This is a genomic window from Micromonospora sp. 15K316 (genome assembly GCF_004348525.1).
Lineage (GTDB): Bacteria > Actinomycetota > Actinomycetes > Mycobacteriales > Micromonosporaceae > Micromonospora.
In genome coordinates, this window is record NZ_SMKG01000084.1 from 1 (window position 1) to 24,253 (window position 24,253).

20 protein-coding genes are annotated in these 24,253 nt (G+C 73.1%); 11 read left to right on the forward strand and 9 right to left on the reverse strand.

Annotated features, from left to right (window positions below; all coding sequences use genetic code 11):
- The first annotated feature begins 48 nt into the window (after positions 1-48).
- Entirely contained in the window at positions 49-1,488 is a 1,440-nt protein-coding gene (locus E1211_RS17435; protein WP_132350057.1) for a GuaB1 family IMP dehydrogenase-related protein, read from the forward strand.
- A gap of 17 nt (positions 1,489-1,505) precedes the next feature.
- On the opposite strand, the gene E1211_RS17440 is transcribed toward E1211_RS17435, so the two are convergent.
- The gene (locus E1211_RS17440; RefSeq protein ID WP_132350058.1) at positions 1,506-2,069 is read right to left on the reverse strand and encodes a TetR/AcrR family transcriptional regulator; all 564 of its coding nucleotides are present in this window, start codon (positions 2,067-2,069) and stop codon (positions 1,506-1,508) included.
- Positions 2,070-2,152: 83 nt separating this feature from the next.
- Here E1211_RS17440 and E1211_RS17445 point away from each other — a divergent pair, with 83 nt between their 5' ends.
- Genes E1211_RS17445 through E1211_RS17460 form a run of 4 tightly spaced genes read left to right on the forward strand, consistent with a single transcriptional unit; the run spans position 2,153 to position 6,879 of the window.
- Positions 2,153-2,599 carry a DoxX family membrane protein gene (locus E1211_RS17445; RefSeq protein WP_132350059.1) on the forward strand — a complete coding sequence of 149 codons (447 nt, stop codon included), beginning with the start codon at positions 2,153-2,155 and terminating at the stop codon, positions 2,597-2,599.
- Between the two features lie 25 nt (positions 2,600-2,624).
- Positions 2,625-3,110: a MarR family winged helix-turn-helix transcriptional regulator gene (locus tag E1211_RS17450; RefSeq protein ID WP_132350060.1), complete on the forward strand. Its 486-nt coding sequence runs from the start codon at positions 2,625-2,627 to the stop codon at positions 3,108-3,110.
- Positions 3,104-4,837, forward strand: a complete 1,734-nt coding sequence (locus E1211_RS17455; RefSeq protein WP_132350061.1) for an ABC transporter ATP-binding protein — start codon at positions 3,104-3,106, stop codon at positions 4,835-4,837. The genes E1211_RS17450 and E1211_RS17455 overlap by 7 nt, the downstream gene beginning before the upstream one ends.
- Complete coding sequence (locus E1211_RS17460) at positions 4,834-6,879, forward strand: ABC transporter ATP-binding protein (protein WP_132350062.1); 2,046 nt, start codon at positions 4,834-4,836, stop codon at positions 6,877-6,879. The genes E1211_RS17455 and E1211_RS17460 overlap by 4 nt, the downstream gene beginning before the upstream one ends.
- A 137-nt stretch (positions 6,880-7,016) precedes the next feature.
- Here the strand turns inward: E1211_RS17460 and thrS are convergent, their stop codons facing one another.
- Positions 7,017-8,246: a threonine--tRNA ligase gene (gene thrS, locus E1211_RS17465; RefSeq protein WP_371686166.1), complete on the reverse strand. Its 1,230-nt coding sequence runs from the start codon at positions 8,244-8,246 to the stop codon at positions 7,017-7,019.
- Between the two features lie 601 nt (positions 8,247-8,847).
- On the opposite strand from thrS, the gene E1211_RS17470 reads away from it, so the two are divergent.
- Positions 8,848-9,474, forward strand: coding sequence for a DedA family protein (locus tag E1211_RS17470; RefSeq protein WP_132350064.1), 627 nt, complete (start codon positions 8,848-8,850; stop codon positions 9,472-9,474).
- A gap of 131 nt (positions 9,475-9,605) precedes the next feature.
- Positions 9,606-10,214 carry a DUF998 domain-containing protein gene (locus E1211_RS17475; protein WP_132350065.1) on the forward strand — a complete coding sequence of 203 codons (609 nt, stop codon included), beginning with the start codon at positions 9,606-9,608 and terminating at the stop codon, positions 10,212-10,214.
- On the opposite strand, the gene E1211_RS17480 is transcribed toward E1211_RS17475, so the two are convergent.
- Positions 10,192-11,595, reverse strand: coding sequence for an NAD(P)H-quinone dehydrogenase (locus tag E1211_RS17480; protein ID WP_132350066.1), 1,404 nt, complete (start codon positions 11,593-11,595; stop codon positions 10,192-10,194). The two genes, E1211_RS17475 and E1211_RS17480, sit on opposite strands and share 23 nt — an antisense overlap.
- A gap of 106 nt (positions 11,596-11,701) precedes the next feature.
- Between E1211_RS17480 and E1211_RS17485 the strand changes: the two genes are divergently transcribed.
- Positions 11,702-12,157: a gamma-glutamylcyclotransferase gene (locus E1211_RS17485; protein ID WP_132350067.1), complete on the forward strand. Its 456-nt coding sequence runs from the start codon at positions 11,702-11,704 to the stop codon at positions 12,155-12,157.
- A 69-nt stretch (positions 12,158-12,226) separates the two neighbouring features.
- On the opposite strand, the gene E1211_RS17490 is transcribed toward E1211_RS17485, so the two are convergent.
- From E1211_RS17490 to E1211_RS17505, 4 genes are all read right to left on the reverse strand, one after another.
- Positions 12,227-13,189, reverse strand: a complete 963-nt coding sequence (locus E1211_RS17490) for a GNAT family N-acetyltransferase (protein ID WP_132350068.1) — start codon at positions 13,187-13,189, stop codon at positions 12,227-12,229.
- A gap of 119 nt (positions 13,190-13,308) precedes the next feature.
- Positions 13,309-14,070, reverse strand: coding sequence for a hypothetical protein (locus E1211_RS17495; protein WP_132350069.1), 762 nt, complete (start codon positions 14,068-14,070; stop codon positions 13,309-13,311).
- Positions 14,071-14,125: 55 nt separating this feature from the next.
- Positions 14,126-15,085: a hypothetical protein gene (locus E1211_RS17500; protein ID WP_132350070.1), complete on the reverse strand. Its 960-nt coding sequence runs from the start codon at positions 15,083-15,085 to the stop codon at positions 14,126-14,128.
- A 4-nt stretch (positions 15,086-15,089) separates the two neighbouring features.
- Positions 15,090-15,716 carry an MBL fold metallo-hydrolase gene (locus E1211_RS17505; protein ID WP_132350071.1) on the reverse strand — a complete coding sequence of 209 codons (627 nt, stop codon included), beginning with the start codon at positions 15,714-15,716 and terminating at the stop codon, positions 15,090-15,092.
- 112 nt (positions 15,717-15,828) lie between these two features.
- Here E1211_RS17505 and E1211_RS17510 point away from each other — a divergent pair, with 112 nt between their 5' ends.
- A complete protein-coding gene (locus E1211_RS17510) occupies positions 15,829-16,815 on the forward strand; it encodes a DUF4349 domain-containing protein (RefSeq protein ID WP_132350072.1) in 987 nt (328 codons plus the stop codon).
- Here the strand turns inward: E1211_RS17510 and E1211_RS17515 are convergent.
- Complete coding sequence (locus E1211_RS17515; RefSeq protein ID WP_132350073.1) at positions 16,769-18,031, reverse strand: amidohydrolase; 1,263 nt, start codon at positions 18,029-18,031, stop codon at positions 16,769-16,771. The genes E1211_RS17510 and E1211_RS17515 overlap by 47 nt on opposite strands.
- 608 nt (positions 18,032-18,639) lie before the next feature.
- Positions 18,640-20,223 (reverse strand): methylmalonyl-CoA mutase, encoded by a 1,584-nt coding sequence (locus E1211_RS17520; protein ID WP_132350074.1) that lies wholly within the window; start codon positions 20,221-20,223, stop codon positions 18,640-18,642.
- A 204-nt stretch (positions 20,224-20,427) separates the two neighbouring features.
- Between E1211_RS17520 and E1211_RS17525 the strand changes: the two genes are divergently transcribed.
- A complete protein-coding gene (locus tag E1211_RS17525; RefSeq protein WP_132350075.1) occupies positions 20,428-22,482 on the forward strand; it encodes a serine/threonine-protein kinase in 2,055 nt (684 codons plus the stop codon).
- 82 nt (positions 22,483-22,564) lie between these two features.
- Positions 22,565-24,232 (forward strand): phospho-sugar mutase, encoded by a 1,668-nt coding sequence (locus E1211_RS17530; protein ID WP_132350076.1) that lies wholly within the window; start codon positions 22,565-22,567, stop codon positions 24,230-24,232.
- Positions 24,233-24,253 lie beyond the last annotated feature (21 nt).

The window sequence follows — 24,253 nt, forward strand, 5'->3', positions numbered from 1 at the left end:
CTGCTACCAGTGGGGGCGATAGCCGGGGCGGCCAGCCATGATTGCCGGGTGCGGTTCCTTCACGGCGCGGTCCCCGCGCACGACCTGACCTACAACGACGTCTTCATGACGCCGTCCCGCTCCGACCTCGGCTCCCGCCTCGACGTCGACCTCGCCAGCTCCGACGGCACCGGCACCACCATCCCCATCGTGGTGTCGAACATGACAGCGGTCGCCGGCCGGCGGATGGCCGAGACGGTCGCCCGGCGCGGCGCCGTCGCGGTCATCCCGCAGGACATCCCCATCGACGTGGTGGCGAACGTGGTGTCCTGGGTGAAGCAGCGTCACCTGGTCTACGACACCCCGATCACGCTCGGCCCGACCGACACCGTCGGCGACGCCATCCACCTGCTGCCCAAGCGCGCGCACGGCGCGGTGATCGTGGTGGACGAGGCCGGAAGGCCGCTGGGCGTGGTCACCGAGGCGGACACCGTGGGCGTGGACCGCTTCGCCCAGCTGCGCCACGTGATGTCGACCGAGCTGCACACCGTACCCGCGGACGCCGACCCGCGGGCCGGGTTCGACCTGCTCTCCGCCGGCCGCCGCCGGCTCGCCCCGGTGGTCGACCCGCAGGGGCGGCTGGTCGGCGTCCTCACCCGCAAGGGGGCGCTCCGGGCGACCCTCTACCGCCCGGCCGTCGACGCTCAGGGGCGGCTGCGGATCGCCGCCGCGATCGGCATCAACGGCGACGTGACCGGTAAGGCCGCCGCGCTGCTGGAGGCCGGGGTGGACACCCTGGTGGTCGACACCGCGCACGGCCACCAGGAACGGATGATCTCCGCGCTGCGCGCGGTACGCGGGCTCGACCCGGCCGTCCCGATCGCCGCCGGCAACGTGGTCACCGCCGAGGGCGTACGGGACCTGGTCGAGGCGGGCGCGGACATCGTCAAGGTCGGGGTGGGGCCGGGCGCGATGTGCACCACCCGGATGATGACCGGGGTGGGGCGGCCGCAGTTCTCGGCCGTGCTGGACTGCGCGGCGGCGGCCCGGGCGCTCGGCCGGCATGTCTGGGCCGACGGCGGCGTCCGGCATCCCCGGGACGTGGCGCTCGCGCTCGCCGCCGGCGCCTCCAACGTCATGATCGGCTCCTGGTTCGCCGGCACGTACGAGTCCCCCGGCGACCTCTACACCGACCCGGACGGCCGGCGTTACAAGGAGAGCTTCGGCATGGCCTCGGCCCGCGCGGTCAGCGCCCGCACCGCCGAGGACAGCCCGTACGACAGGGCCCGGAAGGCGGTCTTCGAGGAGGGCATCTCCTCGGCGCGGATGCACCTGGACCCGGTCCGTCCCGGGGTGGAGGACCTGATCGACGAGATCATCGCGGGTGTGCGGAGTTCCTTCACCTACGCCGGCGCGCGCAACCTGGCCGAGTTCCACGAGCGGGCGGTGGTCGGTGTGCAGAGCGCGGCCGGCTACACCGAGGGGATGCCACTGCCGACCAGCTGGTGAGCGCCGGCCGGTACGCGCTACTCGACGAGGCGACGGATCACGTTGCGGGCCGCTTCCCGCGGGTCGTCGCCGACGCGGGGAGGCAGCGCACCGGCGAGCCAGAGGGTGGCGAAGCCGTGCACGATCGACCAGGCGGCGAGGGCGTCCCGCCCGGGATCGCCGGCGCCACCGTCGCGCGCCGGCAGGCCGGCGACCCGGTCGCGCAGCACGCCGCCGGCCCGCTCACTGGCGGCCCGTACCTCCGGATCCTGGGCCCGGTAGAGCTCCGGCCGGAACATCACCTCGAAGTGCGCGCGGTGCCGGACCGCGAAGTCCACGTACGCGACGCCGGCGGCGAGCAGGTCGTCGCCCGCCTGGCGCAGGGTCTCGGCGAGCAGATCGAAGCCCTGCACGGCGAGGGCGGTGAGCAGGCCCGCCTTGTCGCCGAAGTGGTGCGCGGGCGCGGCGTGCGAGACCCCGGCCCGCCGGGCGAGGTCACGCAGGCTGAGTGCGGCGGGCCCGGATTCGCCGATCGCCTCCACCGCGGTGTCGAGCAGGGCACGGCGTAGATCGCCGTGATGGTAGCCACGTGTCGGGGTCATGACGCGATCCTATCTTGCCATTGACAAGATGGCATCCAGGACGCAATCTTGTCGGTGACAAGTTTCGACCCGAGGAGGACGTCGTGGCTCCCCTGATCACCCTGATCGCCGGTTTCACGCTGGCCCGGATCGCCGGGCTCGCCGGATTCGGCCCCCTGGACGGCACGACCGACGCGCTCCGGGTCGGGCTCGCCGCGATGTTCGTGCTCACCGGAATCGCGCATTTCACCGAGCCCCGCCGATCCGGACTCGTCGCGATGGTCCCGCCACGCCTGCCCCGGCCGGCACTCCTGGTCACCGTGACCGGCGTGCTGGAGCTGGCCGGAGCGGCGGCGCTGCTGCTCCCGGCGACGGCCCGCTGGGCCGCGGCCGGCCTGGGGCTGCTGATGCTCGCGATGTTCCCGGCCAACATCTCCGCGGCACAGCGCCGGCTCACCCTCGCCGGACGGCCGGTCACGCCGCTGGCACCGCGCACCGCCCTGCAGGTCGCCTTCCTGGCGGCCGCTGCGGCAATTTCGTTTGGTGCCTGACTATCAGGTGGCTAACCTATAGCCCGTGGATCTCGTCACCCTCAACGACGTACCGATGGGACGCCTCCTGGCCCTGGCCGGTCACATGGTCACCCAGCGGTGGAACCGCTTCCTGGCGGAACGGTTCAACCTCACCCAGGCCGGGATGGTCGCCCTCATGACGCTCGACAAGAACGGCCCCATGCCCCACCGCGAGGTGGCCCAACGCTGCTTCGTACGCCCGGCCACGCTGACCGGGATCGTCGACACCCTCGAACGCGACGGGTTGGTCGAACGGCAGCGCGACGACAGCGACCGGCGCAGCGTACGGCTCGCCATCACCCCCGCCGGCCGCGAACGGTTGACGGGGCTGAGCGTCCTGCTCCGGTCGGGGCGGCCGCTCACCTCGGTCGACGCCGACCCCGCGAAGGCGGCCGTGATCCGCGAGTTCCTGCTGGAGGTCATCGGTAGTGGAGAGGAACCAGGCATGACGATGCCCCCGCACGGGAGGGGAGGTCGGGAGAAGTGCTGATCCGACTGCTCCGCGAGCACCTGCGTCCGTACTCGAAACCGCTCGCCGCGGTCGTGCTGCTCCAGTTCGTCGGCACCATGGCCTCGCTCTACCTGCCGAGCCTCAACGCCGACATCATCGACAAGGGCGTGGCCCGCGGCGACACCGGCTACATCGTGCGCACCGGGGGCTGGATGCTGGCGGTCAGCCTGCTCCAGATCGTCTGCTCGATCGCCGCGGTCTACTTCGGCGCGCGTACCGCGATGAGCTTCGGCCGGGACGCGCGGGCGGGGATCTTCCGCCACGTCAACCGGTTCTCCGCCCGGGAGGTCGCCCGGTTCGGCGCACCGTCGCTCATCACGCGCACCACCAACGACGTGCAGCAGGTGCAGATGCTCGTCCTGCTGAGCTGCACCATGCTCGTCGCCGCGCCGATCATGTGCGTCGGCGGCGTGGTGATGGCGCTGCGCGAGGACCTCGGACTCTCCTGGTTGATGCTCGTCTCGGTGCCCGTCCTCGCCGTCGCGCTGGCGCTGGTCATCCGGCGGATGGTGCCGGGGTTCCGGCTCATGCAGACCCGGATCGACGCGGTCAACCGGGTCCTGCGCGAGCAGATCACCGGCATCCGGGTGGTCCGCGCCTTCGTACGCGAGCCGTACGAGACGCAGCGCTTCGGCGTGGCGAACGCGGACCTGAGCGCCACGGCGCTGCGGGTCGGGCGGCTGCTGGCCCTGATCTTCCCGGTGGTGATGCTGGTGCTCAACGTCTCCAGCGTCGCGGTGCTCTGGTTCGGCGCGCAGCGGGTCGACTCGGGGGCCATCCAGATCGGGGCGCTCACCGCCTTCCTCCAGTACCTCATGCAGATCCTGATGTCCGTCATGATGGCCACCTTCATGCTGATGATGGTGCCGCGCGCGGCGGTCTGCGCCGAGCGCATCGTCGAGGTCTTCGACACCGACACCTCCGTGGCGCCGCCCGCGGCTCCGGCCGCCGAGGTGCCCGGACGGGCCGAGTTGGAGCTGCGCGACGTGCGGTTCCAGTACCCGGGCGCGGCCGACCCGGTACTGCGCGACATCTCGTTCCGGGTCACGGCCGGCAGCACCACGGCGATCATCGGCAGCACCGGGGCGGGCAAGACCACCCTGCTGTCGCTGATTCCCCGGCTGGTGGACGTCACCGCCGGCGCGGTGCTGGTCGACGGGGTGGACGTTCGCGAACTGGCCCCGGACGAGCTGTGGCGCCGGATCGGCCTGGTGCCCCAACGGCCGTACCTCTTCACCGGCACGGTCGCCAGCAACCTGCGCTACGGCAACCCGGACGCCACCGACGAGGAGCTCTGGGCGGCGCTGGAGATCGCGCAGGCCGCGGACTTCGTGATGCAGATGCCCGAGGGGCTGGAGGCGCCGATCGCGCAGGGCGGCACCAACGTCTCCGGCGGCCAGCGGCAGCGGTTGGCGATCGCCCGCGCCCTGGTCCGGAAGCCGGAGATCTACCTCTTCGACGACTCGTTCTCCGCGCTCGACCTGGGCACCGACGCGCGGTTGCGGGCGGCGCTGCGGCCGGTCACCGCGGACGCCGCCGTGGTGATCGTGGCCCAGCGGGTCTCCACGATCGTCGACGCCGACCAGATCATCGTGCTCGAGAACGGGGGAGTCGTCGGAGTGGGACGACACGAGGAGCTGCTGGAGAGCTGCCCGACGTACGCCGAGGTCGTCGCCTCGCAGCAGACCGCGGAGGTGCCGGCATGAGCGACAGGAAGGCGGTACCGGCGCAGAAGCCGGCTGCCGGAGCGGTGCCGCGACGGGCGCCCGGCGGTGCCCGCGGCCCGGGCTTCGGGGCCGGGATGCCGGCCGAACGGTCCATGAACTTCGGGCCGTCGGCGCGGCGACTGCTCGGCCGGCTCCGGCCGCACCGGCTCCAGCTCGGCGGGATCATCGCGCTGGCGCTGGTCAGCGTCGGGCTGACCGTCGCCGGGCCGAAGATCCTCGGGCACGCCACCGACCTGATCTTCAGCGGGGTGGTCGGTCGTCAGCTCCCGGCGGGCAGCACCGTCGAGCAGGCCGTCACGGCGGCCCGCGCGAGCGGCAACGACGCCTTCGCCGACATGCTGGCCCGGATGAACCCGGTGCCCGGGGCGGGCATCGACTTCACCGCGCTCGGCCGGGTGCTGCTGCTGGCGCTCGGGCTCTACCTCGCCGCGGCGGTGCTCTCCTGGTGGCAGGGCTGGCTGCTCAACGGGGTGGTGCAGCGGACGGTGCTGAAGCTCCGCGCCGACGTGGAGGAGAAGCTCAATCGGCTGCCGCTGCCCTACTTCGACCGGCAGCCCCGGGGCGAGCTGCTCAGCCGGGTCACCAACGACATCGACAACATCTCGCAGAGCCTCCAGCAGACGTTGAGCCAGCTGCTCACGTCACTGCTCACCGTGGTCGGCGTACTCGGGGCGATGTTCTGGATCTCGCCGCTGCTGGCGCTGGTGGCGCTGGTGGCCGTACCGCTGTCGGTGCTGGTCACCCAGCGCATCGCCAAGCGGTCGCAGAAGCAGTTCATCGCCCAGTGGGCGCACACCGGTGAGCTGAACGGTCGGATCGAGGAGGCCTTCACCGGCCACGAACTGGTGAAGGTCTTCGGCCGGCAGCGCGAGGTCGAGGCGGCGTTCACCGAGAAGAACGAGGAGCTCTTCAAGGCGAGCTTCGGAGCCCAGTTCATCTCCGGGATCATCATGCCGTCGATGATGTTCATCGGGAACCTGAGCTACGTGGCGATCGCCGTGGTCGGCGGGCTGCGGGTCGCCCACGGGACGATGAGCCTCGGTGACGTGCAGGCGTTCATCCAGTACTCCCGGCAGTTCACCCAACCGCTGACCCAGGTGGCCTCGATGGCCAACCTGCTCCAGTCCGGCGTGGCCTCGGCGGAGCGGGTCTTCGAGGTTCTCGACGCCGACGAGCAGACCCCCGACCCGGTCGAGCCGGCCCGGGTCACCCAGCCGCGCGGTCGGGTCGAGTTCGCGCACGTGTCGTTCCGTTACGCGCCGGAGAAGCCGCTCATCGACGACCTGTCGCTGGTCGCCGAGCCCGGTCACACCGTGGCGATCGTCGGGCCGACCGGCGCGGGCAAGACGACACTGGTCAACCTGATCATGCGGTTCTACGAGCTGGACGCCGGCCGGATCACCCTGGACGGGGTGGACACCACCACCATGAGCCGCGACGACCTGCGGGGCCGGATCGGCATGGTGCTCCAGGACACGTGGCTCTTCGGCGGCACCATCCGGGACAACATCGCGTACGGCCGGCCGGACGCGACCGAGGAGGAGATCCTCGCCGCCGCCCGGGCCACCTTCGTGGACCGCTTCGTCCGCAGCCTGCCCGACGGCTACGACACCGTCATCGACGAGGAGGCGAGCAACGTCAGCGCGGGCGAGAAGCAGCTCATCACGATCGCCCGGGCGGCCCTCGCCGAGCCGTCGCTGCTGATCCTGGACGAGGCCACCAGCTCGGTCGACACCCGCACCGAGGTGCTGCTGCAACGGGCGATGGCCGCGCTGCGCTCGGACCGGACCAGTTTCGTGATCGCGCACCGGCTCTCCACCATCCGGGATGCCGACCTGATCCTGATGATGGAGAACGGCCGGATCGTCGAGCAGGGCACGCACGAGCAGCTGCTCGCCGCGCGCGGCGCGTACCACCGGCTCTACCTGTCACAGTTCACCCAGGCGCTCACCGAGGAGGACGAGTCGGGTGAGGGGGCTGCCCGGAGACCGGCGGCGGCGCAGGGGGCGCTCTCGGCGTGACAGCCCCGGCCGCGGACGTACACGACGCTCCCGGCCGGGTGGCGGCGTGGCGGCCGTCCACCCGGCCGGGAGCACCGGGCACCGGCCGTGGGCCGGTGCGGCACGGGCGCGGCCGGCCCACGGACCACCAGCCCGGGTCAGCCGGGCAGCAGTTGCGCGGAGCGGGTGGCCACCACGTCGCCGACCAGGCCGAGCGCGGCCGCCACGGGCAGCGGGTCGAGTGCCCGACCGTCGCGCAGCCGCAGGGACACCAGCCCGGCCGCCGCCTCCCGAGCGCCGATCACCGCGGCGTACGGGGTGCGCCGCCGGGCGGCGTCCCGGATCCGGGCCCCCAGCGAGCCGGCGGCGTCGACCTCGACCCGGAGCCCGGCCGCCTCGGCCCGGCGGGCGAGGTCGGCCGCGACGCCGGCCTGGTCGGCGTCCACCGGCAGCACCACCAGCTGGACCGGCGCGTACCAGGCGGGGAAGGCGCCCTCGTGCACCTCGATCAGGTAGGCGAAGAGCCGCTCCATGCTGCCGACCAGGCTCCGGTGCACCATCACCGGGCGTCGCCGCGCCCCGTCCCGGTCGGTGTACGCCAGGTCGAAGCGCTCCGGTTTGTCGAAGTCGAGCTGCACGGTGGAGAGGGTCGACTCGCGGCCCCGCCCGTCCACGACCTGAATGTCGATCTTCGGACCGTAGAAGGCGGCGTCCCCGGGTGCCACCTCGTAGTCGACCCCGCTCAGGGCCTCGCGCAGCAGCTCCTCGGCGCGGGCCCACTGCACGTCGTCGCCGACGTACCGCTGCCCGGGCCCGCGCACCGACAACCGGAACCCGGCCGGGCGTACGCCGAGCGCGGCGTGCGCCTCGCGGATCAGCCGGAGGATCTCGGCCACCTCCTCGCCCGCCTGCTCCAGGGCGCAGAAGTTGTGCGCGTCGTTGAGCGAGATGGCCCGTACCCGGGAGAGGCCGCCGAGCACCCCGGAGCGCTCGGCACGGTACATCCCGCCCAGCTCGGCGACGCGCAGCGGCAGCTCACGGTAGGAGCGTCCGCGGGCGCCGAAGACCAGCGCGTGGTGCGGGCAGAGCGCCGGCCGCAGCACGAACTCGTCGTCCGCGGAGAGGCGCATCGGCGGGAACATGTCGTCGGCGAAGTAGCCGAGGTGGCCGGAGAGCTCGAAGAGCTCGCGTTTACCCAGCGGTGGCGAGTAGACGTGCTGGTAGCCGGCCCGGCGCTCCAGCTCCCGGACGTACTCCTCGACGGCGTGCCGGGCGGCGGCGCCGGCCGGCAACCAGATGGGCAGCCCGGCGCCGGCCAGCGGATCGGAGACGAACAGCTCCAGCTCCCGGCCGAGCCTGCGGTGGTCGATCATGTCGCGCTCCCTGATCGCATACGACCCGGAGGCGACCTGGTCACCGAACGCCGCGCGGCCCCCGGGAGCGGTCGCCCCGGGGCCTCGTGGACAGAACGTCAGTGCGGCACGCCGGGGTCACCCGGCGTCGTGGTCAGATCCGCACTGCGCATGTCGACACGGTACGCGCGGTACCGGCGCGGACGCACGCGCGTTTCCGCCTCCGCACCGAGGGCGGCCGGGAGCTGTCCGGTCCGCCCGATCGACTCGGTCTGCTCTGACGTCGGGGTGCCGGCGCGGGTGGATCAGCGCGACGCGCGTCACGTCGGGGCGCGCTCGCCCCGGGGAGACCCGGCCGAGCCGGGTCAGGGGCGGGCCGCCGGCACGGGACCTGCCGGCGGCCCGGTGCGGCCCGCTCGTCGAGAACGGGGGACCCGACGGTTGTTGGGCCGCGCCCGACAACGGTACGCCGACGAACGCCGATCCGCCGACCGTGACCGGGGGCGAGGGACCGTCGTTATACCTGGGTGGCCCTGCCGTGTCCATGGTCACCGCCGGTCGGGGCTGTCCGCCGTGACGCCGGACACGTCGTCAGGCTCGGTACATCAGATCGGCCACATACGGCGAGGTGGCACGCGTGCCCGAACTACTCACTGACGTCACGTCACCGACGTGGGCGTACCTCGCGCTGCTCGGCCTGCTGCTGCTGGACGCCTTCGTACCGGTCATTCCCACCCAGGCAATCATGATCACCAGCGGGGCGCTCACCGTCTACGGCGGGCTGGAGCTGCCCCTCACGATCGCCGTCGGCGCGCTCGGTGTGCTCGCCGGAGACCTCGTCTGCTACCTGCTGGGCCGGACCGCCCCCGACCGGCGGGTACGGCGACATACCCGGCAGAGTCGCGCCCAACGCGCCGCCGCCCGGTTCACCCAGGGCCTCCGGCGGCCGGGGCCGCTGGTGATCCTGCTCTGTCGGTTCGTGCCCGGCGGCCGGATGGCGGCCTGCTTCTCGGCCGGACGCAGCCGCTACCCGTACCGGCTCTTCCTGACCTACGAGACGATCGCCGCGCTGGGCTGGGCCACCTACGGGGCGCTGGTCGGGCACCTCGGCGGCACCGCGCTCGCCTCGTCCACCTGGCGTCTCGCGGTCGTCGCCGCCGTGGCGGCGGCCGGGTTCGGCGCCGCCGGCTGGGCCATGACGATGGTCGGCACCCGCAACGCCCGCCGGGCCGCCGCCGAACTCCCGGTCGACCCGGTCCGGTGAACGGGTCCGGCGCGGCGCGGCGCTGCCGCCGGATCGGGGCCGCACCCCGAGGCCGCTAGGGGTGCTCCCCGGGATCGATTTCGGTGATCGGCCCCGATCCGTTTCGGGTCCCCGCGGCGACAGGCTGAGGCATGCCTGGAACGCGGAAGTCGGGCCTGCTGGCCCTCGGCGGGATCGCCTTCGCGGCGCTGCTCGCCGTGATCGGCCACGTCGAGGTGAACGACGACCTCTCCCCCTGGTCGCTGACCGTCAGCGACTACGCCGTCTCCGACCGGGGCGGCGTCATCGACGTCGCCATGGTGGTGCTGGCGCTCGCCACGGCGGCCCTGCTACCCGCGCTGCACCGAGCGGGCGCGACCCGCCGGGTCGGGCTTCTCCTGCTGGCCTGGGTCGGGGGCCTGCTGCTCGCCGCGGTCGTGCCGACGAACGAGCCGGGGCTGCCGATGGACGCGGCGGCGTACGTGCACCGGTACGCCTCGGTCGTCGCCTTCCTGGCCCTGCCCGTCGGCGGCTGGCTGCTGGCCGTCCGGCTCCCCCACCCCGCCGCGCGCTGGGTGCGCCGGCTCGCCCTCACCAGCCTGCTGCTCGCGGCGATCATGGTCTGGTCGGCCTACCCGGGCGACCGGCTGCTGATCGGCCTGATCGAACGCGCCCTCATCCTGACCGAGGTCACCCTGATCGCGTTCCTCGCCGCGGTGGTGGCCGGGGCCCGGCCGCTCACTCCAGCACGTGGAGCATGAGCTGGCGGGCCGCCTCGGTGATCGATCCGGAGAGGCTCGGGTAGATGGTGATCGTCTGGGCCAGCTCGTTGACGGTGAGGTTGTTCTCCACCGCCATGGTGATCGGCAGGATCAGCTCGCTCGCCTTGGGCGCCACCACCACTCCACCGATCACCTGGCCACTGGCCGGCCGGCAGAAGAGCTTCACGAAGCCGTCAGCGAGATCGTCCATCTTGGCCCGCGCGTTGCCGGCCAGCGGCAGCATCACCTGCCGGGCCGGGACCGTGCCGGCGTCCACCTCGTTCTGCGAGACACCGACCGTGGCCAGCTCCGGCGAGGTGAAGGCGTTCGCGGCGACAGTCCGTAGCCGCAGCGGGCGGACGGCCTCGCCGAGCGCGTGCCACATCGCGATCCGGCCCTGCATGGCCGCGACGCTGGCCAGCGCGAGCACGCCGGTGCAGTCGCCGGCCGCGTAGATGCCCGGCACGTTGGTGCGGGACACCCGGTCGACGGTGATGTATCCGCCCCGGGCCAGTTCGACGCCGTACTCGGCGAGGCCGAGGTCGGCGGTGTTGGGGATCGAGCCGACCGTGATCAGCGCGTGCGAGCCGTACACCTTGCGACCGTCGGAGAGCTCGACCTCGACGCCGTCCTCGGTGCGGCGGACCGCCTCGGCGCGGGAGTTGTTCAGGATGCTCATGCCCCGGGCGCGGAAGACCCGCTCGATCGCCTGCGCCGCGTCGGCGTCCTCCTGCGGCATCACCCGGTCGCGGCTGGACACCAGAGTGACCTCGACACCCATCCCGAGGTACGCGCTGGCGAACTCGGCGCCTGTCACACCGGAGCCGACCACGATCAGGTGCTCGGGCAGCTCGGGCAGGTCGTACACCTGACGCCAGGTGAGGATCCGCTCGCCGTCCGGCAGAGCCGTCGGCAGTTGGCGCGGGGTGGCGCCGGTCGCGAAGAGGACCGTGGCCGCGTCGATGGTGTATTCGCCGGCGCCGTCGGTGGGGCTGACCACCACGCGGTGCGTGTGACCGAGCGTGTCCTCGCCGAGGCGGGCGGTGCCGGCCACGAAGGTGACGCCGGCCTTCAGCAGCTTGGCGTGGATGTCGGCCGACTGGGCGAGCGCGAGCCGCTTGACCCGCTGGTGCACCGCGTGGGCGTCGACGGTGACCGCCTCCAGCCCGTCGGAGTGCACCCCGAACTCCTCGGTGTCCCGGTAGCCGGTCACCACCCCGGAGCTCGCGATGAAGGTCTTCGACGGTACGCAGTCGGACAGCACGCAGGCTCCGCCGGCCCCCTCGGCCTCCACCACTGTGACGTCGGCGTCCAGCTGCGCGGCGACCAGCGCCGCCTCGTAGCCGGCCGGCCCGCCCCCGATGATCACGATCCGGCTCACCGCACTCGCCCTTCGTCGATGCTCACAGTGACTTTCTTCTCCTGAACGCGTCCGACACGCACCGTCGTATTCTCCCCCACCCGTCCGCCGGGCTATCGTCATCGCCGTGCGTCTTCACGCCGCCTACGGCTCAAACCTCGACCCCGGCCGAATGCGCGCCTACTGCCCGCACTCGCCGATGGTGGGCACCGGCTGGCTCGAGGGCTGGCGGCTGACCTTCGCCGGCGAGGACGTGATCGGCTGGGAGGGCGCGGTCAGCACCCTCGTCGAGTCCCCCGGCGACCGGGTCTTCGTGGCGCTCTACGACATCCACCCGTACGACGCCGCCCAGCTCGACGAGATCGAGGGCGTCACCTCCGGCACGTACCGGAAGCTGCACGTCCGCGTCTCGACCCTCGACGGCGACGTGACCGCGTGGATCTACGTCTTCGACGGCTACGAGGGCGGGCTGCCGACCTCGTGGTACCTGTCGGAGATCGCGAACGCCGCGGAGAAGGCGGGCGCGCCGGACGACTACGTCTCCGATCTGCGCTCCCGCCCCACCGGCACCGCCTCGGCGTAACGTTCGCACGCCTTCAGTCTGCTCCGGGCCGGTCCCCGGTCGAGCGGCGGCCCCGGGCCGGGTCGCCTATCACACACCCGCGGCGGCGACCGCCCGCTCGTACATGTCGGTCCAGCGCGCCTCGCCCAGCCCCACGGAGCGGTAGAGGGTCACCGGGGTGGTCGGGTTGGCCAGGTCGACCCCGAGCCCGGCGGCGGTCCGGCCCTTGGCGGCGTAGACCGCGAACGCCCGGCGCAGCAGTGCCGCCCCCACCCCGCGCCGCCGGTACGCGGGCAGCACGGAGAGCGTGCGGACCCAGCCCATGTCCTGGTCCAACGCCTGGTCGGAGGATTGGAGGGCACCGGCCGGCTCGCCGTCGACCTCGGCGACGAACCACTCGTCCCAGACCTTGCCGTACGACGGCAGCTGCTCGCGCCACTGCGCGAAGCCGAGCGGCTCGTAGTCCGGGGTGTCCCGGAACGCGGAGTCGAAGATCCGGTGGAACACCCGCAGCTCGGCCTCGTCGCCGGCGACCAGCGGCCGGACGGTCACCCCGGGCGGGGGCGCGGGCTCGGCGGGCAGGTCGGCGAGGGATCGGGTCATCCGGACGTACCGCTTGATCCGGGTGAAGCCGGACTCGACCAGTTCCTCCGCCCAGCGGGTCTCGGGCGCGAAGACGGCCGTCCGGACGGTGAGCGCGGGCAGGCCGCGCTCCGCGGCCCGCTCGGCGACCCGGTCGAGCAGCCGGGCCAGCAGCGGGGCGCGCAGCTCCGCACCTCGGTCCGGGTCGACGTAGACCTCGACGAACTCCCGGCCCACCCCGGTCGGGTTGCTCAGGATCGTCCAGGCCGCCGCGGTGCCGTCCGGGTCGGTGACCAGCCAGGAGTCCCGGGCCGGGTCGACGAAGGGAGCGGTGAGCGCGTCCCGGACGTCCTCGGCGTCGAAGTCGGGGTAGCCGACGGCGAAGATGTCGGCGGCGTGCACCACCTTCAGGATCGCCGGTACGTCGTCGACGGTGGGGCGGCGGGCGGTCCAGCCGGCGGGAAGCGTCACGGCGCCGATCCTGGCAGGCGGCGAACGCTCGCGCCGCCCATTTATCGCCCCGCCGCCCGTTCCCCGCCGGACGGTGCCGAAGGGCCACGCCCTGCCGATCCGGGCGACCGGAGCAGCGCTCAGGCGGCGGGGTGCGAGCGGGCCACCGGGCCGAGGTGCGTCCGGGCGGCGACCAGCAACTCCAGCAACTCGCCCCCGTCGACCGGCCCGAGCGCCGCGAACGCCGGGGCGGCCAGCCGGTGGGTCACCGCCTCGGCCCAGAGCCGCCGCCGGACCAGCGGACCCACCGGCGGGTACGGCGGCGGCCAGCCACACGCCATCGCGCCCGCCTCCCCCTCCGGCCCGGCGAGCACCGCCTCCAGCGGAGTCATCCCGCTGGCCCGCACGGCGAGCAGGTGTGCGCCGGTGAAGTACTCGCGGAGCAGCCGCAGCGCCACCGCCGCGCGGGCGCCGATGCTGCGGTTCGGCACCGGCATCGCCCGCCCGGCGGCGAAGAGCGGCATGCCGCTGGCGTCCGCGGCGTGTACCGCCCGTTCGAGCAGCCCGACGAGCCGATCGATCCGGGGGAGATCGTCCAGGTGCTGCGAACCCCACCGGCAGCACTCGGCGAGCGTCGCGGCGGCCACTTCGGAGGGCCGGACCGTGCGGGCGGCGCCGTCCCAGCCGTCCGCGACCGCGTCCGGGGCGAGGAAGCCGAGCACGGCGGCCACCGTCTCGGCGCGTACGTCGCCGAGCGCGCCGGCCCGGCCGGTGACGTAGAAGGCCCAGCCGGAGATGCCGAGCAGCCTTGCCCGACGCAACGTGACCGGGCAGCGGCTGAAGGCGTCGCCCAGGACGAGCACCAGCGGTTTGCTGGCGGCGGCGATCTGCTCCGGCGTCATCGGGCCGACCCGTGCGCGTCGGCACCGGCCCGTGCCACACCACATTTCATCGACGTCAGTCTGCCTCGCCGGTGCCCGTGCCGGAATCCCCCTCCTCGGCATCGAGCGCCTCCACGGCCGCCTCCACCTCGCCGCTGCGCCGTCGGGCGGCGGTGAGGGCGCGTTCCGCCCCACGGCGGGCCAGCCGGGCCCGGCTCAGCTCCTGTTCGGCGACCGCCCGCCGCCGCTCCAGCTCGGCCAGCTCCGTCTCGATCTCGTCGAGGCTGGCGGCGCCGTCCTGCTCGGACTCCGCCGCGTCCGCCAGCTCCGACTCGGCCCGGGCCTGATCAGCGCGGGCCTTCGCCAGCTCGCGGTCCAACGCCCGACGCCGCCGGGCCCGCTCGGCGCGCGCCTCCCGCTCGGCGCGCTCCGCGGCCCGCTCGGCCGCCCGCCCGCCGGGGCCCCGCTGGGCGGGGGCTCGGCCGCCCTCCTGCCGCCCCTGTTCCTGCTCGTCCTCGCCGCCGGTGACCAGACGTAGCTGCGGGCGGGGCACCTCACCGAAGCCGGCGTAGCTGGCCGCCCGGAGCAGCCGGCCCGCGCGTACCTGCTCGGCCACCTCCGTGTCGGAGAGCGCCGCGTTCAGCGTCGCCTCCACCTCGTTCAGCGGCAGTTTCCCGGTCGGCGGGGCCCCGGACTCCTCGGCGGCCAGCTTGCGAACCTCGGCGATGAGCGCGCCGACCACCGCCCGTCGTTGCGCGGAGAGCTCCCGTAGCCGGGGGCCGCGCAGCTCCCGCTGGGCCGAGCGCAGCGCCTCGGCGAGCTGCGCCAGGTCGGCGACCAGCTCGGGCCGGCGGATGGCGAGCAGGTTCACCAGCCAGGCGGCCACGGTGGGGCGGCGCAGTCGGGCGATCTGACGGGCGGTCGCCGGATCGCCCGCCTTGCGCGCCTCCGCGACCGCGGCGTCCCGGGCCGCCACGAACCGGTCGGGGGGCGTGCGGTAGAGCTGCTGGACGAGCTCGGGCGAGGGGCCGGGCATCGCCTCAGGCGTCCAGCCGGGTCCCGGGCTCCAGCCGCCGGTAGTCCGTCCGCGAGAGGGCGGCGTACTGGCGGTCGAGCACGGCGTACCCGTTCTCGTTGAGCAGCGCGTCGTGCAGGGCGTACGCCCGACGGGGCGCGACCGCCCGGATGAAGTCGACCACTTCGGAGAACTTGGACCAGGGGGCGTGGATCGGCGCGAAGAGCGTGTCGACCGGGAGGTCCGGCACCACCAGGGAGTCCCCGGGGTGGTAGACCACGTCGTTGACCAGGTAGCCCAGGTTCTCCACCACCGGGATGTCCGGGTGGATCACGGCGTGCCGCCCGCCGTAGGCGCGGACGGCCACCCCGGCGGCCGTGAACGCCTCGCCCGGCTGGACCGGCCGCAACGCCTCGGCCGCGTCACCGAGGGGGGCGGCGAGCGAGGCCGGCCCGTGCACGGGGAAGGGGCGCCGGTCGAACTGCCGGGTGACCGCCTCGATGTTCAGGTGGTCCGGGTGCTCGTGGGTGATCAGCACCGCGTCCGCCCCGTCCAGCGCCGCCGGGTCGCTGAACACGCCGGGGTCGATGACGAGCACGCCCCCGTCGTGCTCCACCCGGAGGCAGGAGTGGGCGTACTTGGTGAGCTGCATCGTGACTCCTCGATTATCGAATCGTGACGTCCTGAGCGCAGTCTGCCGGAACCGGCGTACGGGCGCGCCACGTCCGAGCTATCGCCCGTCGGGCGAGCGGAGGAGAGCGGAGATGGACGTACGGGGCAGGCGGCATCGGGTGGTTTCGGCCGCGGTGCTGGTGGCGACTCTGGCGGCGGGCGGTTGCAGCGCGTCCGGTGGAAGCGACGAGGCCGGCTCGGCCGTCGGCGCGGGGACGGCGGAGCACGGCCCGGCGGTCGCGCCCGAGCAGGCGGGCGCGGGCGGGCCCGCAGCGGCCGGTACGGGCGCACCGAACCTCCGGGTCGAGCAGCGGTCGATCATCTACACCGGAACGATGCTGGTCCGGGTCGACGATGTGGACGCGGCGGCGCGGTCCGCCGTGGCGGCGGTGACCGGGGCCGGTGGCTTCGTCGGCGGCGACCAGCGGACCAGTGTCGACGCCGACGCCCGGGCCGAGCTGAGCCTGCGGGTACCGGCGGCGCGGTTCACCGGAATCGTCGACGAGCTCGCCGGGCTGGGACGGCAGGAGCGGCGGGAGATCCGCACCGAGGACGTCACCGAGGAGACCATCGACCTGGACGCGCGGATCGCCACCCAACGCGCCCGGGTGGAGAGCGGCCGGAAGCTGCTGGCCCGGGCGACCACGATCAGCGACCTGGTGTCGTTGGAGGGCGAGCTGGCGAAGCGGGAGGCGGACCTGGCCTCGTTGGAGGCGAAGAAGCGACGGCTGGCCGACCTGACGGCGCTCTCCACCATCACGCTGACGCTGCTCGGACCGGACGTGAGCACGGCGGACGAGGAGACCGAGCTGGGCTTCCTGGCCGGGCTGAGCGGGGGCTGGAAGGTCTTCCTCGCCTCGATGACCCTCCTGCTGACCGTGCTCGGCGCTTTGCTGCCGTGGCTGGTCGTGCTCGGCGTACCGCTGGGGGTCCTGATCGTGCTGCTGCGCCGCCGGCGGCGGCGGAACCCGCCGTCGGCGCCGGTCGGCGCGCCGCCGCCCCCGCCGCTCGGTGGGCCGCAGCCTCCGCAGGTCAGTGGGGCGCAGCCTCCAGTGCCCGCAACGCGGTCTGCACCATGACCCGGATGCCGGCCGGAATCGCCCGCTCGTCCACGTCGAACGAGGCGCGGTGCAGGTCGACGTTGGGCCCGGACCGGCCGACGCCGAGCCGGGCCAGCGCACCGGGGACGTACTCCAGGTACCAGGAGAAGTCCTCGCCGCCCATGCTCTGCGGGGTCTCCGCGACGCCCTCGGCCCCGAGGGCCGCCGTGGTGGCCGCGGTGAGGACCTGGATCGCCTTGGCGTCGTTGCTGACCGGCGGGCGGCCCCGGAGGTATTCCAGGTCGACGGTGGCGCCGGTCGGCGCGACCACGTCCCGGACGACCTGGCCGACGATCTTCGGCGCGAGTTCCCAGGTGTCGCGGTCCATCACCCGCAGGGTGCCGGCCGCGCACGCCTCGGAGGGGATGACGTTGTAGCGGGTGCCGGCCGAGGCGTGACCGAAGACCAGCAGCAACCCGCTGTTGGCCGGCACGCGGCGGCTGACCAGGGCGGGCACCTCGGTGATGAGCCGGCCGAGCGCGTCGACCAGGTCGACGGTGAGGTGCGGACGCGCGGTGTGCCCGCCCGGCCCGGTGAGCCGGACGGTGACGTTGTCGGCGGCGGCGGTGATCGGACCGACCCGCAGGCCGATCCGGCCGACCGGGAGGTTGGGGTCGCAGTGCAGCGCGAAGATCTGCACCACGTCGTCCAGGCCTCCGGCCTCGATGACCTCCAGGGAGCCGCAGGGCAGGATCTCCTCGGCCGGCTGGAAGATCAACCTGACCCGGCCGTTGAGCGCGCCGCGCTCGGCGAGCCGGCCCAGCAGCATCGCGACGCCGAGCATGATCGTGGTGTGGACGTCGTGACCGCACGCGTGGCAGACGCCGTCCACGGTGGAGCGGTACGGCACGTCCTTGACGTCGGTCAGCGGCAGCGCGTCGATGTCGGCGCGCAGCGCGACCACCGGGCCGTCGGGGCGGCCGTCGATGTCGCAGAGCACCCCGTTGCCCTTGGGCAGCAGCCGCGGGTTGAGGCCGGCCAGGGTGAGCTCCTGGGCGATCAGCGCCGCGGTGGTGAACTCCTGCCCGGAGAGCTCCGGGTGGGCGTGGATGTGACGGCGGGTCGCGATGAGGCCGGGTACGCGAAGGGCGAGCAGATCGTCCAGCTCGAACGGCAGAGGTTGGGACCCGGATGGCGCCTCCGGCCAGGACGACGCCAGCTGGCTGCCAGTGGGCAGCGTCAACGCACTCGTCACGTCGAAATCTCGTTCGTTAGTGATGGATGGATCATCATGAACAGCAGACAGCCTAGACCTCCGCCGGTGACGCTGCGCAACCTCGTTCCGGTAGTGATCGGAACGCGCAGCGTCACGAATGCCCTGCTGGGAGCGCTCGGAAGTCAGCGGCACAGCAGGTAGATCGCGCTCGGACGCTGCCATCTGCCGCCTCACCTCCTACAACGCGTAACCGATTCCGCAGTCACGAAATCGAGCGCGGCCACTCGGGGCCCTTCGTTGCGAATTGTCGCATTAGTCAGCTTGATGAACATACACTCCGCCAATTAACCGACCACACTCCGCAACGAGCCGGACAGACGCTCACATGTGCCCGAGCGCCCGAAGCGCACAGGGTGTCCGTTCCGTTCACCCGGCCGGGGTACCCGCAAACCTCTCGGGCACACGCGACCCCGGGCCGAGGCGGCGTCGCCCGGCGGCGGTACGGCGGCGTCGCGCGTACCGAGCCCGAGACCGGCGGCGGGATGAACCTGCCCCGACTGTAGCGCTCCGCGAACCCCACGATCTAGCGTCTGACCAGCTAAAACGCGACAGCCGACCGGGCGGGGCGCGGGTGGCGGGGCGGGACGTCAGAACCGGTCGCTGGGCCGGTACCGCCCCCACACCTCGCGCAGCGTTCCGCAGACCTCACCCACCGTCGCCCGGACGCGCAGCGCCTCCCGCATCGGATAGAGGACATTCTCCGTGCCGGAGGCCGCCGCCCGCAGCTCGTCGAGGCTCCGCCGCACCGCCCCGGCGTCGCGTACGCGCCGCAGCTCGGCCAGGCGCCCGGCCTGCGCCGCCTCGATCGCCGGGTCGACCCGCAGCGGCTCGTACGGCTCCTCCTCGTCGATCTGGAACCGGTTGAGCCCGACCACCACCCGCTCCGCCGAGTCGATCTCCTGCGCGATCCGGTAGGCGGACTGCTCGATCTCCCGCTTCTGGAACCCGGCCTCGATCGCGTCCACCGCCGAGCCGTACTCGAAGACCCGGTCCATCAGCGCCGTCGCCGCCGCCTCCACCTCGGCGGTCATCGCCTCGACGACGTACGAGCCGGCGAACGGGTCGACGGTGGCGGTCAGGTCCGTCTCGTACGCCAGCACCTGCTGGGTGCGCAACGCGAGCCGGGCGGCCTTCTCCGTGGGCAGCGCGATCGCCTCGTCGAAGCTGTTGGTGTGCAGCGACTGGGTGCCGCCGAGCACCGCGGCCAACCCCTGCACCGCGACCCGGACCAGGTTGACCTCGGGCTGCTGGGCGGTGAGCTGCACCCCCGCGGTCTGGGTGTGGAAGCGCAGCATCATCGACTTCGGATCCCTTGCGCCGAACTCGTCGCGCATGAGCCGGGCCCAGATCCGCCGGGCGGCGCGGAACTTCGCCACCTCCTCCAGCAGGGTCGTACGGGCCACGAAGAAGAACGACAGCCGCGGCGCGAAGTCGTCGACCACGAGCCCGGCCGCGAGCGCGGCGCGGACGTACTCGACGCCGTTGGCGAGGGTGAACGCGATCTCCTGCGCGGGGCTCGCCCCGGCCTCGGCCATGTGGTAGCCGGAGATGGAGATCGTGTTCCACTTCGGCACCTCGGCGCGGCAGTAGCCGAAGGTGTCGGCCACCAGGCGCAGCGAGGGCTTCGGCGGGAAGATGTACGTCCCCCGGGCGATGTACTCCTTGAGGATGTCGTTCTGGATGGTCCCGTTCAACGCGGACCCGGGGACGCCGTTCTCCTCGGCGACCAGCTGGTAGAGCAGGAGGAGCACCGAGCCGGGCGCGTTGATGGTCATCGAGGTGGAGACCTGGTCCAGCGGGATGCCGTCGAAGAGCGTCCGCATGTCCTCGATGGAGTCGATCGCCACCCCGACCTTGCCGACCTCACCGTGCGCGACCGGGTCGTCGGAGTCGTACCCCATCTGGGTGGGCAGGTCGAAGGCGACGGAGAGGCCCGTCGTGCCGGCCCGCAACAGCTGGTGGTAGCGCCCGTTGGACTCGGCGGCGGTACCGAAGCCGGCGTACTGGCGCATGGTCCACGGGCGCGACGTGTACATGGTCGGGTAGACCCCGCGCGTGTACGGGAACTCGCCCGGGGCGCCGAGCCGCGACTCCAGATCCTCCGGCAGGTCGCCGGAGCGGTAGACGCCCTTGATCGGGAACCCGGACTCGCTCGACCGCCGTTGGCTCATCCCCGGATGGTAGGACGAACCACGACGGCCGGGGGTGAGGGATTCCGCACGCTGAGTCCCGGAAGTTCGACCGCACGTGAACGGTCGGGTACGTACCGTTGACTTCGATAAACGTCCGAGCGTCGGCTTTCGCATCGGGCGTCGGAACAAGCAAGATAGGGAGGTTGTGTCCCAGCCCCCTCGATATCCCCCGGTGGCTTTTCTGTGACTCAGATCCCGACCTGGAGCGGCGGACCTGTCAGTCCCCCCAGCGGACGCGCGGCACCCGGCACCACCATCGGTGGTCGCTACGAGCTGCGCTCCGCGGTGGGCAACGGCGGCATGGGTACGGTCTGGCGCGCGACAGACACCCTGCTGCGCCGGGACGTCGCGGTGAAGGAGGTCGTCCTCCCCCCGGGGCTGGCCCCCAGTGACCGCGACGCCATGTACGAACGCACCCTCCGTGAGGCCCGCGCGGCCGCCGCGATCCAGCACCCCGCAGTCGTGCAGGTCTACGACGTGGTCACTGAGAGTGGCCGCCCGTGGATCGTGATGGAGCTGCTGGACGCCCGCAGCCTCGCCGACATGGTGATCGAGGACGGGCCGGTCGCGCCGCGCGTCGTCGCCAAGATCGGCATCGCGTTGCTCGGCGCGCTGGAGGTGGCGCACGCAATCGGCGTGCTGCACCGCGACGTCAAGCCGGCCAACGTGCTGATCTGCACCGACGGGCGCTGCGTGCTCACCGACTTCGGTGTCGCTCGGATGCCCACCGACGTACAACTCACCACACCCGGCATGGTGCTCGGCTCGCCGCACTTCATCTCCCCCGAGCGGGCCATGGGCCAGGAGTTCGGTCCGCCCAGCGACCTCTTCTCCCTCGGCGTGACGCTCTACACCGCTGTCGAGGGGCGCCCGCCGTTCGACAAGGGCGACCCGATCGAGACCATGCACGCGGTGGTCGAGGACCCGCCCGCCCCGCCGCAGCGCAGCGGCCCGCTCACCGGGGTGCTGATGGGTCTGCTGGAGAAGGACCCGGCGCGCCGGATGGACGTGCACCGGGCCCGGGCCCTGCTCCGCGAGCTGCTGGCCGGGGCGCTGAGCAACAACGCGGCCGCCGTGCACTCGATGACCGACCCGTACTCGGTGGTGCCGGTGCAACGGCCGGTCACTCCCCCGCCGGTGATCCAGCCCGAGCCGAAGCCGACGGGCCAGATCGGCGGTCGGGCCATGATCGCTCCCGGCGAGTCGCTGACCGATCGGCTGGCCGCGCTGCGCCGGGGCGAACGGCCCCAGCCGGCCGGCGTTCCGGGGGCGGGAGCCCTCGACGAGACCAGCGCCGACGCGCTGGCGGGGCCGCTGCACACGCCCACCGGGGCGATGCCCGGCCCGGGCCAGCCGACCGCCGGTCGCACCTACGGAGGCCCGGACGCCACCCAGCGGGTGGACGCCCAGCCCGACGCGACCCAGCCGGTGACCTGGGGGGTCCGGCCCGACGCCACCCAGGCGGTCCCCTACGCGGCCGGGCCCGACGCCACCCAGCGGATGGGTGGCACCTACGGCGGCGGCCAGTGGTCGGTGCCGGGCACCGGGCAGTCGTGGACCTCGCCCGGCACCGTGCCCCGGGAGGGCGGGAGCCTGGGCGACCGGGTCCGCCGGATGGGTGCCGAACTGGTCCGCACGGTCAAGGGGTGGCCGCGCAACGTCCAGCTGGCGGCGGCCGGCGGCCTCGCCGTGGTGCTGCTGATCGTGGTGATCGTCGCCGTCAGCGGCGGTGACGACGAGCCCCCGACCGCCCCGCAGGCCCAGCCGACCGGCACGGCGCCCGCCGGGCCGGGAATCGAGATGCAGGAGCACGCGGCCCGGGGCGTCCAGGTGATGGTGCCGAAGGGCTGGAAGAAGGCGACGGGCGGCGTCTACATCGACTACGTCGACCCCGAGGACAGCGGCCGCAAGGTCCGGGTCCTCACCGAGAAGTTCGGCGGCGACAGCTCGATGCGGTGGGCCGAGATCGCCGCGAACGGGCTCAAGTCGGCGAAGAGCTGCGCCAAGCCGTACAGCCAGATCGAGATGACGGAGCAGGAGCTGGGCGGGAAGCCGGCCGCCGAGTTCGAGTACACCTGCGGCGAGGGTGACGCCATGCGGCACGGTGTGTGGCGCGGCGTGGTCAGCGACGGGAAGATCTACTCCTTCTACCTGACCGCGACCGACAGCCGCTTCGCCGAGAGTAAGCCGATCTTCGACGAGATGGTACGGACCTTCAAGCTCACCGACGCCAGCTGAGCAGGGCTCCGGCGACAGTGGCGTGATCGGCTGAGCCGGAGGGAAGTGTCGGCGGTGCGCCGCCGGCGTGCTATCAAGAGGCATGCCGGCGGACACCACTGACATCGATGACATTCGCGAGCAAGCCCGGCGCTGGCTCGACGACGACCCGGACCCGGCGAGCCGGACGGAGCTGCAGGCGGTCCTCGACCGGTTGCCGGAGAGCGCCCCGGACCTCGCCGACCGGTTCGCCGGTCCACTGACCTTCGGCACCGCCGGCCTGCGGGGACCGCTACGGGCCGGGCCGAACGGGATGAACCTCGCGGTGGTCACCCAGGCCGCCGCCGGGCTGGTCGGCTGGCTCGCCGCCCAGGGCGGCACCGGTCCGCTGGTGATCGGGTACGACGCCCGGCACGGCTCCCGCGAGTTCGCCGAGCGCACCGCTCAGGTCGCCACCGGGGCGGGACGTGCCGCGCTGCTGCTGCCCCGCCCGCTGCCGACCCCCGTGCTCGCGTACGCGGTGCGCCGGCTCGACGCGGTGGCCGGGGTGATGGTCACCGCCAGTCACAACCCGCCGCAGGACAACGGCTACAAGGTCTACCTCGGTGCCCAGCTGGGCGGGACGCTCGGTGCCGGAGCGCAGATCGTGCCGCCCGCCGACGCCGGGATCGAGGCCGCCATCCGGGCCGTCGGCCCACTTGCCGAGGTGCCGCTCGGCCCGCCCGGTCAGGTGCTCGGTGACGACCTGGTCGCCTCCTACGTGCAGCAGGTCGCGTCGGTGATCGCGCCGGACGGATCCCGGGAACTCGCCGTGGCGTACACCCCGCTGCACGGGGTGGGCGCGGCCGTCCTCACCGCGGCCTTCGCCCGGGCCGGCTTCCCGGTGCCGGGGATCGTGCCGGAGCAGGCCGAACCGGACCCGGCCTTCCCCACCGTCTCCTTCCCCAACCCGGAGGAGCCGGGCGCGGTGGACCTGCTGGTAGCGCTGGCGAACGCCACCGACGCGGACCTCGCCATCGCGAACGACCCGGACGCGGACCGCTGCGCGGTGGCGGTACGCGACGGCGGATCCGGCTGGCGGATGCTCCGGGGTGACGAGGTGGGTGTGCTGCTCGCCGACCACCTGATGCGTCGCGGGGTCAAGGGGCTTTACGCCACCACGATCGTGTCGTCGTCACTGCTGCGGGCGATGTGCGCCGCACGTGGCCTGCCGTACGACGAGACGCTGACCGGGTTCAAGTGGATCGTCCGGGCGGGCGGCGGGACGGAGCCGCTGGTCTTCGGGTACGAGGAGGCGCTCGGCTACTGTGTCGCGCCGGAGCTCGTCCGCGACAAGGACGGGATCAGCGCCGCGCTGACCGTCGCCGAACTGGCTGCCGGGCTGAAGGCGCAGGGGCGCTCCCTCACCGATCGGCTCGACGAGCTGGCCGCCGAGTTCGGGGTGCACCACACCGACCAGCTCTCGGTGCGGGTGGACGATCTGCGGCAGATCGCCGATGCGATGGCCCGGATCCGGGCGGCGACGCCGACCGCTCTGCTCGGGCAGCCGGTCGAGGCGGCCGAGGACCTGCTCCCCGAGGCGGACGTCGTGATCCTGCGTACCGCCGCCGCCCGGGTGGTGATCCGCCCGTCCGGCACCGAGCCGAAGCTGAAGGCGTACCTGGAGGTGGTGGAGCCGGTCGCGGGCGGCGACGTCGCCGCGGCCCGCACCCGCGCGCAGCAGGCCATCACCCGCCTGCGCACCGAGATCGCCACCGCCCTCGACCTCTAACCCCACCCCATCCCCTACCCC